The following is a 17,199-nucleotide window of genomic DNA, read 5'->3' on the forward strand; positions in this document are numbered from 1 at the left end:
CGGACAAGGGGCACCGAGGCTGAACACAAAAGAGATGTGTTGGATGGATACGAACGCGGCTCCGTTGACCGATCTGCGGGCCAGTATCGAGTGTGTCAAACACCACGAGAAGGAACTCCGTCTGTTCAACGTCGACCCAACCGATGCGATACACGAGGCTCTTAGAACGCAGTTTGCGATGCTGAACGTGCGGATCACCGTCGGACAAACGGCCTCGAAAGCCCCGGAAGATGTCGCGGTCCTTAGCAACCGGCGTGTCGTACTCGCGGTCGTCGATGGCTCGACTCTCAGGGAGTTACTCGGAGACGTGCCGACAAAGGCCGGCCGACTCGGCGTTACCAACGGAAAATACCGGACCATTCTCCGGCATCTCAAGGAGACGACCTTCACGTCCTACGACACGGAACAGTTGCTCTACGGCTCCCGGGAGATCGAGGATCGCGCCCGACGGATCGGTCAGGGCTCGATTCATGCGGGGTTCCAGCGCTGTTCTGCCATGACAGACCAACGATCTGTCTACGCCGACCTCGCCAGCCAAGGTGTCTCGGTACACGCCTACGGTATCCCCGACGCCACGCCACCGGACCTCGGTTCCGGCCACGTTCACGCGGTCCCGGCGGACGAGATCGCCGAAACGTGGTTCGTCGTCTTCGACGGCGGCGGTGATGAGACCCAGAAGACCGCCTTGCTCGCGTGTGAACGCGCCGACAACGAGTTTTACGGTGTTCTAACGTACGATCCTGGATTCGTCGACCCCCTCCTCGCGTACCTCGATCGAACGTACGACACCTCAACCGACGGCGTGGAACCCGACCTCTAATCGCCGCGGATGGGAGTTCGTCCCGAAGCCAGGACCCGCGGCACGGACCGCCGACAAGTGTCCACGTGGACGGGCCAGCGCGTGCGTTCTCAAAATATAAAATCGGTATGAGGGTGTTAAGACGTGGGGGGATGACTCCGAGGTAGCATGAACGAACAGGATCGCCACGAGACGATCAAAGACGGCGACCGCCCGAACCGCGTCGAATCCGCTGCTCACGGTTCTGTTGCGTGGCGCGACCGTTTCGGGACCGAAGGATCCGCGCCGGAACGGGGGACGGCCGGCGAGGACCGCGGTTCCGGAACGAGCGGCGAGAACGCACACGACGAACCGACGAACGCGCTGGGCGCAGTCACGCGGGCGAGTGAACTCTTTCCCGGCTTGCCCGACGATCTCGACGACGGACTCCGGACCTACGTCTCCGAGCTCCCTCGGTGGTTTCGACGCCCGCGAACGATCGAGACCGAGATACGTGTGGACGGCGATGTGTTCGAAACCGACGGCTTTCACCCGACCACCGACCGCCTGACAGCGGAGGCACACACACGTACCGGAACGGATCTCTCGGTGACGGTCGCCTGCACGGATCGGCGAACATGGCTCGCCAGCGAACGGGAACTGGTCGAGGCGGTCGTCTCGGTTCTCAGGGATGGACTCGACCGGTTGGAGACGGACAGTCTGGAGCGTGTGCCGGATGGTGTCGTCGTACTCGACGGTGATCTCAGATGCACACACGTGAACAGACAGGCCGAACGGTTTCTCGGACGGGACCGGCAAAAGCTGCGTGGCGAACACGTCCGGGGCGTTCTTTCCGGGGTAGCGGACACCAGCGCCGAAGACGAGTTCCGAACGGCCCTCGACACACGGTCGCCCACGTCATTCGAGCGATATGACGCACACCACGAGCGGTGGGTCGGAGTCGAAATCCATCCGGCTGGAAACAGCGTTATCGCCGTATTTACCGAGAGCACCGATTCAAACGTGGCCCGGCGGGAGCCGAACCACGTTCTGGAAACGGCCCCCGTCGGTATCGTCCTCCTGGATGCCGGCGGAGATGTCACCCACGCGAACTCCCGTGCCGAGGAGTTGCTCGGGTTGTCCAGACACGACATGGCTCAACAGGAGTCCGACGACTCCGACTGGGACATCTGGGACGAGACGGGTGCTCCGATTCCACACGGGGACCACCCGGTCACGCGTGCCCGCAGAACCGGCGAGGTCGTGCAAGGATTCACCCACGGAATCACACTCCCGGACGGCTCCGAACGGTGGTTATCGAGCAATGTTACCCCGGTCAGAAACCGTGACGGATCGGTCAGACGGATCATCGTTGCGCTGGAAGATATCACCGGGCCAAAACGTCTCGAACAACTCGTCCGGACGATCCAGCCGGTTAACGAGGCTCTCAACGGCGCAACACCGACCGATGAGACTGAACAGACGCTCTGTGAGCTGTTGACGGAGACGCGGGCGTACCAGCGCGCACGGCTCATCGAACACACGCCGGGCACGCCGCTGACCGAACGGGCCGTTTCGGACCATCAGAACGGCTGCGGTGACGACGAGTCGGTGTCCGTCTCGACACAGTCGCGGACGGAGGTCGGTCCGGCAGAGGCCGCCGTTGAAACGGGCGAGATACAGGTCGTCACGGGGAGTCAGCGAAACTCACGGTTCGGACGGTGGCGAGCACACACACTGAATCAGGGGTTCCAAGGCGGAGCCATCGTTCCGCTCGAACACAGGGGTCGGACCCACGGTCTGCTCGTCCTGTACACCGACCGTGGAGAAGCGTTCGGGGGCTACGAGCGGACACTCTTGACGACGCTCGGTGAGAGAACCGGGCAGGTTCTCCACTCGCTTGCGATGGAGCGTGTGCTCCATACGGACAGCGTGGCCGAACTCACGTTCAACAGTACCGACACCGGGTCATTTTTTATCTTCGCTTCCAAACAGCTTGGGTGTACGGTCGAAATCACGGGGACCATTCCGACCGCAAACGAGACGTTCGTTCACTATGTGTCCGTTCGGAATGCCTCGTTGGATTCTCTCGCCGACATTGCGGAGCACGCGGACTGTGACGCCGAGTTGCGACGGGTCCGGCGGACGGAAGACCCCCCGGGTGGAGACGTCGAAATCGAACTGCAGCGTCGGTCCTTGGTGCAAACACTCGTTACAGCGGGTGCAGTCGTCACGACTGATCTTGTAGCCGACGGTCAGGCCGAGGTTGTCTGTGAGGTGCCGCTTGGGACGGATATTAGCTCGCTCGTGACGCGTGTCCAGCAATCGTTCCCGGACACGACGTTTGTCTCAAAACGTGAGTACACGGGCTCTTCGGGGGTGAGTGTGCGTGAAACCGGCCGGGTGCTCCGAGACACCTTCGATGATGAACTCACGGATCGGCAACAGCAGGTTCTGCGAGCCGCGATACACGGTGGCTACTTCGAATCACCGCGACGGAGTACAGCCACCGAAATCGCCGACGCTCTCTGTCTCACACAGTCGACCGTCTCCTATCATCTACGAAAGGCACAACAGACGCTCTTCGAACGGCTGTTCGACCGGTCGCAACGGCAATGATCATCGGCCCGCCGGAGCGTACACCTCCTCGCGGGAGGCACACGCTCCGTGTTCTCGGCGAGGACTAGCCGTCCCCCGAGTCCGTCCGACCGAGCCAACGCCTCCCGTCTCCACTCACACCGATTTCAACGGATACGGATGCAGGACCCGTCCACCGGTCCGTTGGCACCCACCACGGTCCGGACGACACCATTCCGAGTTCGGCCTCGCGCCAGGTATAGCCCTCGCTTCGCCTGTAACGTGCATCCTGAAGTGGCCGCGTCGTCGAAGAAAGGCATGAGCAACCGAGAGGTCGACGACGTGGACAGGGCAATCCTGTACGCGTTACAGAAGGACGCCAGAAACACCTCGTCGGGCGACATCGCCGAGCGGACCGGTACCTCGGACAGCACCGTCCGCAAGCGGATCCAGCGACTCGAGACCAACGACATCATCAAGGGGTACAGCGCCGACGTCGACTACCAGGCTTCGGGCTACCCGCTCAGAATGTTGTTGTTCTGCACCGCGTCCATCGCCGACCGGGGTGAACTCATCCCCGAGATACTCCGTATCGACGGGGTCGTCTCGGTCCAAGAACTGGTCACCGGCGACCGAAACCTCCTCGTGACGGCCGTCGGCGAGACGGACAACGACATCACACCCGTCGCCCAGGACCTCATCGACATGGGACTGACGGTCGCCGACGAGGTGTTGGTCCGGAGCCACGAGACGACGCCCTTTGGGGAGTTCGACCCCGAGACCGATCCGGACGACTAGGTGATGACCCGGTCGACGTCCAGAGCGGTCGCACGCCGAACGACCGCCCGCACCGGATCGGCCGTGCCGGCCAGATTGTCCGAGTCGCCGTCGAGAACCAGGAGCGCGGCCCGTCGCCCGGGTTCGATCAGGCCGCAGTCGAGCCCAACGATTTCGGCCCCAGCACGCGTCGCCATCCCCAGCACCTCCCGGGCGGTCACGTCGAATCGTTTTGCCGTGTACGCCATCTCCCGAAACATCGACGGCGGGTTCAACATCACGTTATCGGTCCCCAACGCGACGGTCGTGTGATCGAGAAGGTCACGGATCGGTGGCCGGCCGACGCCGAGTACCGTGTTCGCGCGCGGGCAGACAGCGACCGGCACCGCCTCGTCGGCGACGCGGTCGAGATGGTCGGGTCCCGCGTGGATCATGTGGACGAGCAGATCCGGAGCCAGGTCGAGTGCGGGGTGGACGTCCGTCGGATCCGGTTCGCCGGCGTGGATGGCGAAGGGGACGCCCCGTTCCTCGGCGGCGGCGCGCTGCTCGGTGAAGTCGTCGTCGTTCGCGCCGCTCGCCCCGTAGCCGTCCGCGACGTCGAGAACGGATCGATCCCCGCTGCCGAACACGAACGGCTCCACGTCGACCGGGCGGGCCGCATCGCGGAGCGCACGGACGCCCTCGACGCCCGACTCGCGGAAATCCAGACAGGACGCCGTCCCCGTCTTTCGCATAAACCGGAGCGTCCGCCGTATCGCCGTCACGAGGTCGGATCTGTCGGCGGTCGACAGCCGCCGGTGTTTCAGGCTGTCCGGCGGGGCCACCGCCTCGTCGAGCGACAGGCCCACGCCCGCCTCCTTCGCGACGGAGTCCCCGAGATGCGTGTGGGCGTTGACAAACGCCGGCGCGACGATGTCGGTTGAGTCCGTCTCCGCCTCCTCGACGGCCTCGATCCGGCCGCCCTTGACGGCGACTCGTCCCCGAATCGGGTCGAACGACTCCCCGCGTAGCACGGTCCCCTCGATCAGCTTCATACTACCACTCCCGACTTCGTACCGATATGTGTTACTGCGATGGCCGCTCGAACGGGTCGTGATCGCCGCCCGCTACCCGTGGGCATCTGTCGTTCGCCGGGCAACACCCCGAATCGACGTGTCCGGCCCCGTGTGACCCGGACACGACCGTCCGACGAACACGTTCGCCGCCCGCGAGCGAGAAACATAATGTTCTATGATACGAAATTTTGGAACGATTTGTGAATATAGATAGATTTAATAACCGATTCGTTCGTATATCTGGTAACGACGACCGGCGTGCGTGGTCGTGGGCGGCGGCCCGCCCGGTCGTTGCCGGACAACGATGGCAGGAGATCAACGGACGACAACGGTTGGGGAGCTTCCGACGCCGGAACCGGACGGGACGCGTCTCCCGGCGGTGGTGACGACGGTGGTATGGCTTCTGTGGGCCGTGAGTTGTGTCGCCCTCGGCGTCCAGTCCCGGACCGGCGCCTGGGACCTCGCCGGCGTCGTGCGCGTGGACGGCCTGACGGCCGTGATGTGGACGACAGTGACCTTCTTCAGCGGGATCGTCCACAGTTACTCGCGGCGGTATATGACCGGCGATCGGACGATCGACCGCTTTTTCGCCCGCGTGTTCGCGTTCACGCTGGTCGTGATGCTTCTGGTTGCGGCCGACAGCCTCGCGCTGTTCTGGGTGGCGTGGCTCGTGATGGGGCTTCTGATGGCCGGGTTGATCGGTCACGTCGGGGACTGGCAGCAGGCGCGGGCGGCGTCGTCGCTCGCGCGGCGGTACTTTGTGGCCGGTAGCGCGTCGCTCGCAGTCGGGTTCGTGAGCCTCTGGTGGGTTACCGGTGCAACGACCGTTTCCGGCGTCGCATCCGCCCTCGGAGCCGACGCTCCGGCGGCCGTTCTTCTCGCCGCCGGCGCACTCCTGCTTGCGGCGTCGATCCAATCGGCGCTGGTTCCGTTTCACGCCTGGCTGCTCTCGTCGATGACGGCCCCGACGCCGGCCTCCACGCTGATGCACGCCGGCTTCGTCAACGCCGGCGGGGTTCTTCTCGTGCGCTTTGCTCCCGTCGTCACCGCCGATTCGGCGGTCATGCTCGGTATCGTTCTCGTCGGCGCGGCGAGCGCCCTCGGTGGGAAGCTCCTGAAGACCGTCCGGACGGATATCAAGGGCCAACTCGGCTGCTCGACGGTCGGCCAGATGGGCTTTATGATCATGCAGGCCGGTCTCGGCTTCTTTGCCGCCGCCATCGCCCATCTGATTCTCCACGGGTTCTACAAGGCCTACCGGTTTCTCTCCTCGGGGAGTCACGTCGGCCACGAACACCCCGACCCCTCGACTCCGGCCGAATCGATGGGCCCGCTCGGTGCCGCCGTCGTCGTCGGCACCGCGCTCGCGGGCGGTGGTCTGTTCGCCGTTCTCACCGGAAAGGGAACGGGCGTCGACAGCGGCCTTCTGCTCACGCTTGTGGTCGTTCTGACCGTCGTCCATGCGGCCCGTGACGTGGTCACACACGCCGCGTTGCCGCCGGCGATCCGGTACGGCGCCGTTCCGCTCGTCGCGCTGCCGGCGCTCGCCGCCTATGCCGCCATCTACCGCGTTCTCGACGGGCTTTTGACCGGCCTGCCGGCGACCGGTCAGCCCGTGGCACTGACACCGATCCACGGGTTCGTCGCCGCCGCGTTCGTCGTCGTCTACCTCGCCGTCGAGCGCGGTGCCTACACGCGCAGTCGGCGGCTGTACGTGGCGTTGCTGAACGCGGGCCGCCCGCCGACCGACACCCTGCTGACAAACACGGAGGAGTACGATGAGCACTGACACTTCGATCCACGGAGGTATCGACGCGGCGGCCGATGCGGTCGGCTCCGTCTGGCCGCTCCATTCGTTCGTGACGGCAAACCCACTGGCTGGGTTCGAGGACCGACCGTTTCACGAGGCCGTCGCGGACGCCGAACGTGTTCTCGGCGGCGACGGGTACCCCAGCGCCGACGTGTTTCGTCGGGCGTGGGAGGCCGGCCGGATCGATCCCGGTGAACTTCGCTCCAGACTGACAGCCCACGGGTACGACGCCGACCCGGCGGCGTCGCTCGACCGCATGGCCGAGCGGACGGTCGCCGGCCGCGAGACGGTAGCAGAGACCGACCGGGTCGACGCGGTCCTGACGAAGTGGCTCTCGGCCTTTCTCGATCAGGGGCAGGCGACGTGGCCGATGCCGAACCGCGAACAGGGGTTCTACCGCGCGTTTTGCGCCGTCGCTCCCTACGACGGCGAGATTCCGGATGGCGACGTTCTCGCCGACCTCCCCGATGACCCGGCCGATGCCATCCGAGACCGCCTCTCCAACTACCCCGTCGACCGGTGGCCGGATATCTTCGAGTTCCAGTTGGCGGCGCTCCCGGGCTGGACGGGCCTTCTCAAGCAACGGGCCGCTGCCGGGGGCGACTGGCAGTCGGCGTTCCCGATCACGCTAGCGGGGTACCTGGCTGTCCGGCTGACGCTCACGGCCCAGTTCGACGCGCCCATCGCGCCGGCGGAGGCCCCCGGCGACGTCGACGACGCCGCGACGGACGGCGACCGTGTCCCACTTCCCGAGGTCTGGTTGTCCGCGTGGGAGGCGACATACCGCGCGGAACTGGTCGAGTCGGTCGCCGACGCGACCGACTCGGTCGCGGACACCGGCGAGGGGGACGGCGACGCCGACCGGCCGGTCGCCCAACTGGTCTTTTGTATCGACACCCGATCGGAGATCATCCGGCGCCACGTCGAGGCGGCGGGAAACTACGAAACCCACGGCTACGCCGGCTTCTTCGGCATCCCGATGCGCCACGACGGCTACGAGTCGGACGTGGCCACCGACGCCTGTCCGCCGATCCTCGACCCCGAACACCGGATCAGGGACCGGCCGGCCGACGGCGCGGCCGACGAACGCGACGACTACGATCGGTGGGACACCGTTCTCGACGCGGCGAAGTCGGCGGTCCACGGCCTCGAGTCAAACGCCGCGACGGCGTTCAGTTTCGTTGAGAGCGCCGGCTTTGGATACGGGGCGGCGCTGGCCGCTCGGACCCTCCTCCCGGGTCGTGTGGCCGACCTGCTCGCCGCCGCCGACGGACGCGTCCCCGACCGACACGAGTTCTGTGAGCCCTCGGTCGACCACGACCCGGATACAGAGGGCGACCTCCCCGAGGGACTCACGCTCGAAGAACGGGTCGAGTACGCCGCGACGGCGTTCGAACTGATGGGCTGGGAGGAGTTTTCCCGGCTCGTCGTCTTCACCGGCCACGGCAGTCGGACGGCGAACAACCCGTTCGACTCCAGTCTCGACTGCGGTGCCTGTGCGGGCAACCCCGGCGGGCCAAACGCCCGTGTTCTTGCGGCCATCTGCAACGACGATGCGGTCAGGGCGGCACTCCGCGACCGCGGCATCGACGTACCGGAGGACACCGTCTTTCTCGCCGGCGAACACAACACGACGACCGACGAGGTGGAACTGTACGCGTCGACCGTTCCCGAGAGCCACGAGGCGGCTCTTGATCGCCTCCGCGCCGACCTCGACACCGCCCGTGCCGGTGCGGCCGCCGAACGCGCCGGCGACATGGGGGCCGACCCCGACTCCGGGCTCCGCGACACACGCCGCCGCGCCGTCGACTGGGCGGAGACGCGGCCGGAGTGGGGACTGGCCGGAAACGCCGGATTCGTCATCGGCCCCCGCGCCCTGACTGACGGCCTTGACCTGGACGGCCGCGCGTTTCTCCACTCCTACGACTGGACGACCGATCCGGACGGCGACGGCCTCGAGGCGATCCTAACCGGACCGCTGGTCGTCACCCAGTGGATCAACACGCAGTACTACTTCGCGACGGTCGACAACGCGGCGTATGGAAGCGGATCGAAGGTAACACACAACCCCGTTGGCAACGTCGGCGTCTACCAGGGCAACGGCGGCGACCTGATGACCGGGCTCCCCCTCCAGTCGCTGATGAGCGGCGACGACGAGCCGTACCACCAGCCGCTCCGTCTCTCGACGGTCGTCCACGCGCCGACCGACCGCGTAACCGAGATTCTGGCCGACAACGAGCAGATCGCCGGGCTTCTGGACAACGGGTGGTTGTCCCTGACCGTCGTCGATCCGACACAGAACGGCCGTGCGTTCCACTACGACGGTGACCTCGCTTGGACGCCGGTCGCCGAGCGCCGGACGGTCGGCGCGGCCACCACTGACCCGGAACCGGCCACACCCTCGGCCGCAGGCGACTGAGCCCGGTCGATCCCACGTTGACGCCGTTTTAGGCTCGCCCGGCGTCTACGTGAGGTCACCGCCGCGTCCACCCGCGGAATTTTGTACGATGCGCCGCTACACCGATCGTGTCTCTCCGTGCGCCCTCCCCGGAGATTCTCCGACCGATCGGTGCCGAGCTGGGGCTTATCACCGGCGTGTTCGTCGTTCTGTATCTCTGGCAACGCCTCCTCCGTGCCGCCCCGTTGGCCGCCGTCCAGCCTTCGGTCGGTGGACCCCCGGCCGCCGGTGCCGTCAACGGCGGACTCCTGCTTTGTGGTATCGTGGCCGTCGTCGGCGCGTACGCCGCGGTTCGGGACGTCGATGCCGGCGTGATCCGTCCCTCGGCCGCCGATCTGTGGTGGGCCGGACCGGCGACGCTGACGCCGCCAGCCCTCGTCACGCTCACCGCGCTCGTCGGCTCGGCAACCGGCGTCCGGTACGGCTCGTTGACCGGCACCGCCGTCGCCGCCGATCCGCCGCTTGGTCCGGTGGTGCTCGTCGCCGGGCTTGGCCTCCTCATCGGCGTTCCATCGCTCGTCGCGGTGTGTCAGGTGGTCGTTCAGGGAAGCTTCGCACACGTCGTCGATGGTGATACCGCGGCGCTCCTGACGACGGCCCTGACCGGGTTCGTTGCGGTGAGCAACACCGGTGGTCTGACCCCGATCCCCGATACCGGGCGTCTCATCGGCGTCGTTGGCCTCGCGGGCCTCCTCGGTGTCGGCGTGTTCGTGGACGAACGGACCGACCGCCGTCCGGCCCGACTCCTCGGTTATCTTCCCGCCGCGGCGCTCGGACTGCTCGTCGTCGGTTCGGGGCTGGCAGGCGTCGGCTCCGCCGCCGCCGGGTTGTTCGCGGCGACGCGGCTCGCCACCCTCGGGATCGCCGCGTGGTCGTACGACCGAACGGGGTCGCTTCTCGTTCCGGCGCTCGCGTACGCGTCCGTGCTGTTGGCCGATCAGGTCGTCGTGGTAGTTTTCGAGGCGGGAGCAGGGCTGTGAGTGTCTCGCCGCTACCGACCGGTGGTACGGCCGACACGGACCCGCACCTGCTAAGGATCACCGTCGAACCGGTCGGGTCCCGAGGAGCGGACGCTCGGCCGGTTCCGCGCGACGGTTCCGAATGCCGTGGCCGATACACCGACCGGGCGGGCCGGTCTCACTCGGCCCGCGCCGGATCCCGGCTCCCCTCCATGGAGAGGGCGTCGCCGCTCCAGTCGATGTCGAGTCGGTGACGCGAGAGGTACGGGGCGAGGTCGTCTCGGACGACGAGGCCGACGTATCTCCCGTCGTCGACGACCGGGAGCCGGTTCACGCCGGCGTCGCGCATCCGGTCTGCCGCGAGTCCGACCGGCCGCGACGGGGATGTGGTCACCACCGGTGTGGACATGAACGATCCGACTGACGGATCGGTGCCGCCCTCTGCAACGACCGCGACGATGTCGGACTCGGTCACGATCCCGACGACCGACCCTGCCGCGTCGGTCACGACGACGGCCGCCACCTCCGACCGCCGGAGGCGGTCGGCCGCCTCGACGGTCCGGGTGTCCGGCGCGACGGTCGCCGCCGCGCCGGTCATCGCCGCGGAGACAGGCACGTCAATCATAACACAAAATTAGACTAAATATATTTAAAAATTTTGGCTAAGAGAAATATTACTGGCCATAGCAGTAGCAATTCTATTTATAATCGTATCTACAGACAGATAATTTTCGATTAGCCGGAAGAACAGCAGATATCGTGCAACGATCGATGTGGCACGACCTGGGCTGGTCACTCCGCCGCAGGCCGCGGCGACGGTGTCGCCCATCCGGTAGCGCACGCGTCGGCGCGGAACCAGTTGTCACAGAACCGGATCGTCGGGATGGAACCGACGCTTCCACAACAACCGACCATCGGGCGAGGTAGCCGACAACGAGCGTCTCCGTGCCGGCGAGAACGGCCGCCACCCGGTGGCAGTTGTCGACGCGACGGCCGCTTACCAGCACCGACCACATGTCGAGAACGGAGGCGTAGGGAAAGAACGCGTGTGCCATTCCCTCCGCGATTCAACTCAACAGAGCGGCCGGTTCAGTGGAAGGTCCGGCTCGAGTCGGTGCCACTCGCCGGGCCGGTCCGATCGGTGCTGAACCGTTGTTCGATTTCGCGGTAGCGCTCGCGGGTCTCCTCGGTCACGCTCGCGACAACCTCGTTGAGCGCCTGTTCGAAGTGGTTCATCGTGATCCGAACGTTTCCCAGCGACTCGTCGATATCGTCTGTGGAAACGCTGTTGATGAACTCCCGGGAGGCGGCCATCGAGGCTTCGCGGCAGACCGCCTCGATATCCGCTCCCACGTAGTTCTCCGTCCGCCGTGCGAGGCGGTCAAGGTCGACATCGTCCGCGAGCGGTTTGTCGCGGGTGTGGACCTCGAAGATGGCTCGGCGCGCCGTCTCGTCGGGCACGGGCACGTGGACGTGTCGGTCCAGCCGGCCCGGGCGCAGGAGCGCTGAATCGATGAGGTCCGGCCGGTTCGAGGTGGCGATCACGACCACGTCCTCCAGCGTCTCCAGCCCGTCGAGTTCGGTCAGGAGCTGCGAGACGACGCGTTCGGAGACGCCGGAGTCGCCGGTGTTCTGTCCCCGCTCGGTCGCGATGGCGTCGATCTCGTCGAAAAAGATCACTGTCGGGGCGTTCTCGCGAGCCTTGCTGAAGATCTCGCGGACGCCCTTCTCGCTCTCCCCGACGTACTTATCGAGCAGTTCCGGTCCCTTCACCGAGATGAAGTTGGACTCGGCCTCGTTGGCGACGGCCTTCGCAAGCAGGGTCTTCCCCGTGCCCGGCGGGCCGTACATGAGCACGCCCTTTGCCGACTCCATGTCCATGGTCTCGAACACCTCGGGGTAGTCGAGGGGCCACTGGATCGTCTCGCGGAGGCGTTCTTTGGTGTCCTCGAGACCGCCGACGTCCGCCCACGTGACGTCGGGCACCTCGACGAACACCTCCCGGAGCGCCGAGGGTTCGATGCCTTTCATCGCCTCCCCGAAGTCGTCCTGATCGACCTCGAGCGATTCGAGGACCCCGGCGTCGATCTCCTCTTCTTCGAGGTCGATCTGTGGGCGAATGCGCCGGAGTGCGCTCATCGCGGCCTCCTTTGCGAGACTTTCCAGATCCGCCCCGACGTAGCCGTGGGTGGAATCGGCGAACCCTTCGATGTCGACGTCATCCGCGAGGGGCATGTTGCGGGTGTGGACCTGCAGGATCTCGCGGCGACCGTCGCGGTCCGGCACACCGATCTCGATCTCACGGTCGAACCGACCGCCACGCCGGAGCGCGGGGTCGATGGCGTCGACCCGGTTGGTCGCGCCGATCACGACGACCTCGCCGCGCTCTTCGAGTCCGTCCATGAGGCTCAACAGCTGTGCGACGACCCGTCGTTCGACGTCGCCGCCCGCCTCGCTCCGCTCGGGGGCGATGGAGTCGATCTCGTCGATAAAGACGATGGCGGGTGCCTCCTCCTCGGCCTCCTCGAAGACCTCGCGGAGTTGCTCCTCGCTCTCGCCGTAGTATTTCGACATGATCTCCGGGCCGCTGATGTTGTGGAACGCGGCGTCGATCTCGTTGGCGACGGCCTTCGCGATCAGCGTCTTCCCCGTGCCCGGCGGGCCGTGGAGGAGCACGCCCTTCGGCGGGTCGATCCCCAACCGTCGGAACAGCTCCGGGTGGCGCATCGGGAGTTCGATCATCTCGCGAACCTGTTCGAGTTCGCGGTCGAGGCCGCCGATGTCCTCGTAGGTCACGTCGGGCGTGTCGCCGTGGGCCTCGCCGCTGGCCTCCTCCCGAATCTGCTCGGCCGGTTTCTCGCTGACGGCAATCTCCGTCGAATCGGTGACGACGACCGTCCCCGACGGCTCGGTGTCGGCGACTTTCATCGGGAGTGCCTTGCTCTGCCGGCCGCCGATAAACCCGAACCCGAAGGGAACCCGCAGGGTCTGGCCCGTCGTGATCGGCTTGTCCGTGAGTTTGTCACGAAGGTAGTGGCCGATGTCGCCCCGGATGCCGATCTGTTGGGGAAGCGCGACCGTCACGCGCTCGGCGGCGCTCACCTCGGCTTTCTCGACTTCCACGCGGTCGTCGATGCCGACATCCGCCTGCTGGCGGAGTTGGCCGTCGATGCGGATCACGCCCGTGCCCTGATCCTCGGGGAGACCGGGCCAGACGCGAGCGATAGCGGTGCCGTCCCGCCCCTCGATCCGGACGTAGTCACCGACCTCCAGACCCATCTCGCTCGCAGCCGCGCGGTCGATGGCGGCCAGTCCCCGGCCGGCGTCCTTCTGTTTCAGGGGCTTAACGGTGAGTTTCATGCTCCACGAACCTCCAGCACACCGTTGTTCGTGTCGACGCCGTCGACCGATCCGGGGAGATCGAGTTCGACTTCGGTCTCCCCGTCGACGACCACGATGGCCGTGTCGTCGACGACGTCGACATCCAGGTGGTCACCGCCGACACCGACGTCGGCCGCGATCACCCACTCGTCGTTGTAGTCGTACCGACGCACAAACGTCTCGGACTCTCCGGCGTGTTGTTGATCGTTCATGGTACTTCTTAACTCCAAGTTAGTTAGCCACGTATATAAATGTTTTGTGTAGCAATCGCAGTACAACGGCGGGGTGAAAAATTTGAGTGTACTTGCGGTTCACGAACTCTTTCCACCGGAAGCGGGTTTATCAGCCTGCCCCGGTAATCGGTCGTATGGAGACAGTCACACACCACGGTCGAGAAACAGCCTACCGGCGACTCAACCGGGGTGGCGACGGGGAGCCGCTTCTCTTTGTCCACGGGAGCGGCGGTTCCCACGCTGTCTGGAGCGCACAGACCCGCCTCGCCGACGACCGCCCGGTGATCGTACCGGATCTGAGCGGCCACGGCGAAAGCGAGAACGTGGACGCCGGTCCTGGCTACGAGACGCTGTCGGCGTACGTCGACGACACGCTTGCCGTCGCCCGGGCGACCGACGCGCGCGTTCTGTGTGGCCACTCGATGGGCGGTGCGGTCGTTCTCTCGTTGTCGATCAACCGTGGCGCCGAGTTGTCCCCCGACGGGGTGATCCTCGCCGGAACGGGCGCGCGCTTGGTCGTTCTCGATGACCTCCTCCGGTGGCTCCGCTCGGACTTCGAACGGGCCGTCGAGTTTCTCAACGGTCCCGACCGACTCTTTCACGACCCCACCGACCGGCTCCTGTCGGCCGCCAGCGAGGCGCTCCGCGATGCGGGACAGGCCGTCACCGACCGCGACTTCCGGACCTGCCACACGTTCGACGTGCGTGGACGACTGGACGAGGTGGACGCCCCTGCGCTCGCGCTCGTGGGCGAACACGACGCGCTCACCCCGCCGTGGTACCACGAGGCCCTCGCAGAGGGCATCCCGGACGCGAGATGGACGACCATCGACGGCGCGGCCCACCTCGCCATGCTCGAACAGCCCGAGGCGTTCAACGAGGCGGTGTCCGCGTTTCTCGGCCGGACCGCCACCCATTAGCGCGTCGCCCCGCAATCGGGATACGTGCCACAGCCCGTCGAACGGACGGACCCAGAGGGCGTCGACTTCGGGTGGGTGATGCAGGTGACGTTCGTCGCGACCATCGTCGTCGGCGCGCCGCTGGTGGCGGCCCTGTCGACGACGACGGCGCTCCCGACGTGGAGTGCGCGGGCGGTCTTCGCCGCCCGCGTGGGAGCGCTCGTCTGGTTCGTCACCGCACTTTTTACCTACGCGTACGCCCGGCGCACGACCGATTCCGCGGATCCGGACGCCGACTGACCCCGACGCGGGCCCGTGGTCCCGCCGCCGAGGCCGGAACCTCTTTGCCTCGGACACGACACCACACGGTATGATCGACGAGACCATCGAGGAAATCCGTCGGATGCAGACACACAGCTCGTCGGTGGTCGCTGTCAAGGCCACGGTCGCACTGGGCGAACTGCTCGACCGCGAGTACCGGAACGTGGAAGAGTACGAGCGTGACCTCGAACGCAACGCCGGCGCACTCCGGCGAGCCAACCCCTCTCACGCCTCGCTACACAAAGCGATGCGAGGGGTCGTCGACACCGTTCTCGGGGCGGCCGATACGGTCAGGGAAGCCAAATCCCTCACCGAAGCCGAAATCGACCGCATCACCGAGGAGATTGAGACGGGCAAGCGGCGGGCGGCCGACCGGGCGGCCGACACGTTCGACGACGGCGAGACGTTTCTCACACACGACTTCTCCTCGACCGTTCTGGAGGCCATCGAGACGGCGGCGGCCGACGGCCGACATCTCACCGCCTACGTCACAGAGGCACGACCCCGTTATCTCGGCCGCAAGACCGCTCGAACCCTCGCCGAGATCGACCGGGTCGAGCCACATCTCCTCGTCGACAGCGCCGCCGGCTACGTCCTCGACCGCTGCGATCGGATGGTCGTCGGCATGGACTGCATCGTCGGGGACACCCTCTACAACCGGGTCGGGACGTTCCCCCTCGCAGCCGCCGCCGACGTGGTGGATGTCCCGGTAACCGTCGTCGGATCGGAGTCGAAGGTGATCACCGACGATTTCGTTTTCGAGAACGAAACCCGACTCCCGGCAGAGGTGGCCCGCGAACCGATCGAAGGTGTCACCATCGAGAACCCGGCGTACGATGCGACGCCGGTGTCGCTGGTCGACCACGTGGTGACGGATAAAGAACGGTACGAACCCTAACGCCGGATCAACTCGGAGAGCCGGTCGCGGAGGCGCTCGTTGGAGCCGAGCCGGAGGTAGTAGGCGTCGCCGTCGTCCTCGTAGTAGCCGTCGATGCGGCGCTTGATCTCGAACCCGATCGACTCATAAAACGAGAGCGCCCCCTCGTTTGTCGCTCGCGCGTGACAGGTCACGGTCCGGTGGTCCTCGGCCACCTCGGCGATGAGGCGTCGGCCGAACCCCTCGTCACGGTGTTCGGGGGCGACGGCGAGAAAAAGGATGTAGCCGTCGCGCCGTGTCGTCGCAAACCCTACCAGGTCGTCGCCGAGATACAGCAGGTGGGTCGTTGACCGTCGGTACGCGTCCATAAAAAAGCGTTTCCGTTGTTTCAGGACGTTTTCGGTCCGCCGGATGCACTCTTTGAGTTCCCACGCCTCATCGGCGTGGTCGGTCGCTCCGGGCCCATCCACTCGCTTCTCGACGGTGACGCTCACTACCAAAACGCTAGTGTCGGCGTCCATTATAACTGCATCGTCCCCGTCCCTCGTTGCCGCCGTTCCGTCGAATGGATAAGGAACCGTTTTCAGGATGCCCGTTCTGTCTCCGACGACCGACCCGGCCAACAGATCATGACCTTCGAACTCCGCTCTCACACGGCCGACGTGGCCGTTTCGGCGACCGGAGCTACCCTCGGCGAGGCGTTCGCCGCCGCCGCCGACGGCCTCGCGGCCGCCACCTGCGACGATATCCCTGACGCCGGCGGGCGGTTTTCGCTCACCGTCCGCGCCGAGGGTCCGGAGGCACTCCTCTTTGACTACCTCGACCGACTCATCTACGAACGCGACGTTCGAGGCGTCCTCCCCGCCGACAACGAGGCGACGATCCACGAGAACGAGAACGCCGACGGGTGGGTGATCGAAGCGACCGCCCGCGGCGTGCCCCTCGGCGCCGTCGACGCCCGCGAGGTGAAGGCGGTGACGTACTCCGAGATGCGGATCGACCGCGTCGACGACGGCTGGGAAGCGTACGTCGTTCTCGACGTGTAGTAACGTATTCCTGCGTCGGTCACGTCGG

General features: G+C 66.0%; 15 protein-coding genes. 10 read left to right on the top strand and 5 right to left on the bottom strand.

Annotation, left to right across the window (positions count from 1 at the left end):
• Positions 1–64: 64 nt before the first annotated feature.
• From Q0925_RS06160 to Q0925_RS06170, 3 genes are all read left to right on the top strand, one after another.
• Positions 65–820: a DICT sensory domain-containing protein gene (locus Q0925_RS06160; RefSeq protein WP_299332922.1), complete on the top strand. Its 756-nt coding sequence runs from the start codon at positions 65–67 to the stop codon at positions 818–820.
• Between the two features lie 147 nt (positions 821–967).
• Positions 968–3,397, top strand: a complete 2,430-nt coding sequence (locus Q0925_RS06165) for a bacterio-opsin activator domain-containing protein (RefSeq protein ID WP_299332923.1) — start codon at positions 968–970, stop codon at positions 3,395–3,397.
• Positions 3,398–3,673: 276 nt separating this feature from the next.
• Entirely contained in the window at positions 3,674–4,153 is a 480-nt protein-coding gene (locus Q0925_RS06170; RefSeq protein ID WP_299332924.1) for an Lrp/AsnC family transcriptional regulator, read from the top strand.
• Here Q0925_RS06170 and Q0925_RS06175 read toward each other — a convergent pair.
• Positions 4,150–5,166, bottom strand: coding sequence for an amidohydrolase family protein (locus tag Q0925_RS06175; protein ID WP_299332925.1), 1,017 nt, complete (start codon positions 5,164–5,166; stop codon positions 4,150–4,152). The two genes, Q0925_RS06170 and Q0925_RS06175, sit on opposite strands and share 4 nt — an antisense overlap.
• 325 nt (positions 5,167–5,491) lie before the next feature.
• Here Q0925_RS06175 and Q0925_RS06180 point away from each other — a divergent pair, with 325 nt between their 5' ends.
• From Q0925_RS06180 to Q0925_RS06190, 3 genes are all read left to right on the top strand, one after another.
• A complete protein-coding gene (locus Q0925_RS06180; protein WP_299332926.1) occupies positions 5,492–6,976 on the top strand; it encodes a proton-conducting transporter membrane subunit in 1,485 nt (494 codons plus the stop codon).
• Positions 6,966–9,416 (top strand): DUF2309 domain-containing protein, encoded by a 2,451-nt coding sequence (locus tag Q0925_RS06185; RefSeq protein ID WP_299332927.1) that lies wholly within the window; start codon positions 6,966–6,968, stop codon positions 9,414–9,416. Before Q0925_RS06180 ends, Q0925_RS06185 begins: the two co-directional genes overlap by 11 nt.
• A 107-nt stretch (positions 9,417–9,523) precedes the next feature.
• Positions 9,524–10,435, top strand: coding sequence for a hypothetical protein (locus Q0925_RS06190; protein WP_299332928.1), 912 nt, complete (start codon positions 9,524–9,526; stop codon positions 10,433–10,435).
• Between the two features lie 157 nt (positions 10,436–10,592).
• Here the strand turns inward: Q0925_RS06190 and Q0925_RS06195 are convergent, their stop codons facing one another.
• The 3 genes from Q0925_RS06195 to Q0925_RS06205 all read right to left on the bottom strand — a co-directional run bounded on the left by Q0925_RS06195 (position 10,593) and on the right by Q0925_RS06205 (position 14,007).
• Positions 10,593–11,039, bottom strand: a complete 447-nt coding sequence (locus Q0925_RS06195) for a cyclic nucleotide-binding/CBS domain-containing protein (RefSeq protein ID WP_299332929.1) — start codon at positions 11,037–11,039, stop codon at positions 10,593–10,595.
• A gap of 464 nt (positions 11,040–11,503) precedes the next feature.
• Positions 11,504–13,774 (bottom strand): CDC48 family AAA ATPase, encoded by a 2,271-nt coding sequence (locus Q0925_RS06200; RefSeq protein ID WP_299332930.1) that lies wholly within the window; start codon positions 13,772–13,774, stop codon positions 11,504–11,506.
• Positions 13,771–14,007 carry a DUF7127 family protein gene (locus Q0925_RS06205; RefSeq protein ID WP_299332931.1) on the bottom strand — a complete coding sequence of 79 codons (237 nt, stop codon included), beginning with the start codon at positions 14,005–14,007 and terminating at the stop codon, positions 13,771–13,773. Before Q0925_RS06205 ends, Q0925_RS06200 begins: the two co-directional genes overlap by 4 nt.
• A gap of 155 nt (positions 14,008–14,162) precedes the next feature.
• Here Q0925_RS06205 and Q0925_RS06210 point away from each other — a divergent pair, with 155 nt between their 5' ends.
• The 3 genes from Q0925_RS06210 (at position 14,163) to Q0925_RS06220 (ending at position 16,146) form a co-directional block, all read left to right on the top strand.
• On the top strand, positions 14,163–14,948 hold the full coding sequence (locus tag Q0925_RS06210; protein ID WP_299332932.1) for an alpha/beta fold hydrolase: 786 nt from the start codon (positions 14,163–14,165) through the stop codon (positions 14,946–14,948).
• A gap of 24 nt (positions 14,949–14,972) precedes the next feature.
• Positions 14,973–15,227 carry a DUF5822 domain-containing protein gene (locus tag Q0925_RS06215; protein ID WP_349254394.1) on the top strand — a complete coding sequence of 85 codons (255 nt, stop codon included), beginning with the start codon at positions 14,973–14,975 and terminating at the stop codon, positions 15,225–15,227.
• Between the two features lie 70 nt (positions 15,228–15,297).
• On the top strand, positions 15,298–16,146 hold the full coding sequence (locus tag Q0925_RS06220; RefSeq protein WP_299332934.1) for a translation initiation factor eIF-2B: 849 nt from the start codon (positions 15,298–15,300) through the stop codon (positions 16,144–16,146).
• Here Q0925_RS06220 and Q0925_RS06225 read toward each other — a convergent pair.
• On the bottom strand, positions 16,143–16,619 hold the full coding sequence (locus tag Q0925_RS06225) for a GNAT family N-acetyltransferase (RefSeq protein WP_299333000.1): 477 nt from the start codon (positions 16,617–16,619) through the stop codon (positions 16,143–16,145). The two genes, Q0925_RS06220 and Q0925_RS06225, sit on opposite strands and share 4 nt — an antisense overlap.
• Before the next feature lie 135 nt (positions 16,620–16,754).
• On the opposite strand from Q0925_RS06225, the gene Q0925_RS06230 reads away from it, so the two are divergent.
• Positions 16,755–17,171 (top strand): archease, encoded by a 417-nt coding sequence (locus Q0925_RS06230; protein WP_299332936.1) that lies wholly within the window; start codon positions 16,755–16,757, stop codon positions 17,169–17,171.
• Positions 17,172–17,199 lie beyond the last annotated feature (28 nt).

The sequence above is a fragment of the Haloplanus sp. genome, assembly GCF_028275055.1.
Classification (GTDB): domain Archaea; phylum Halobacteriota; class Halobacteria; order Halobacteriales; family Haloferacaceae; genus Haloplanus.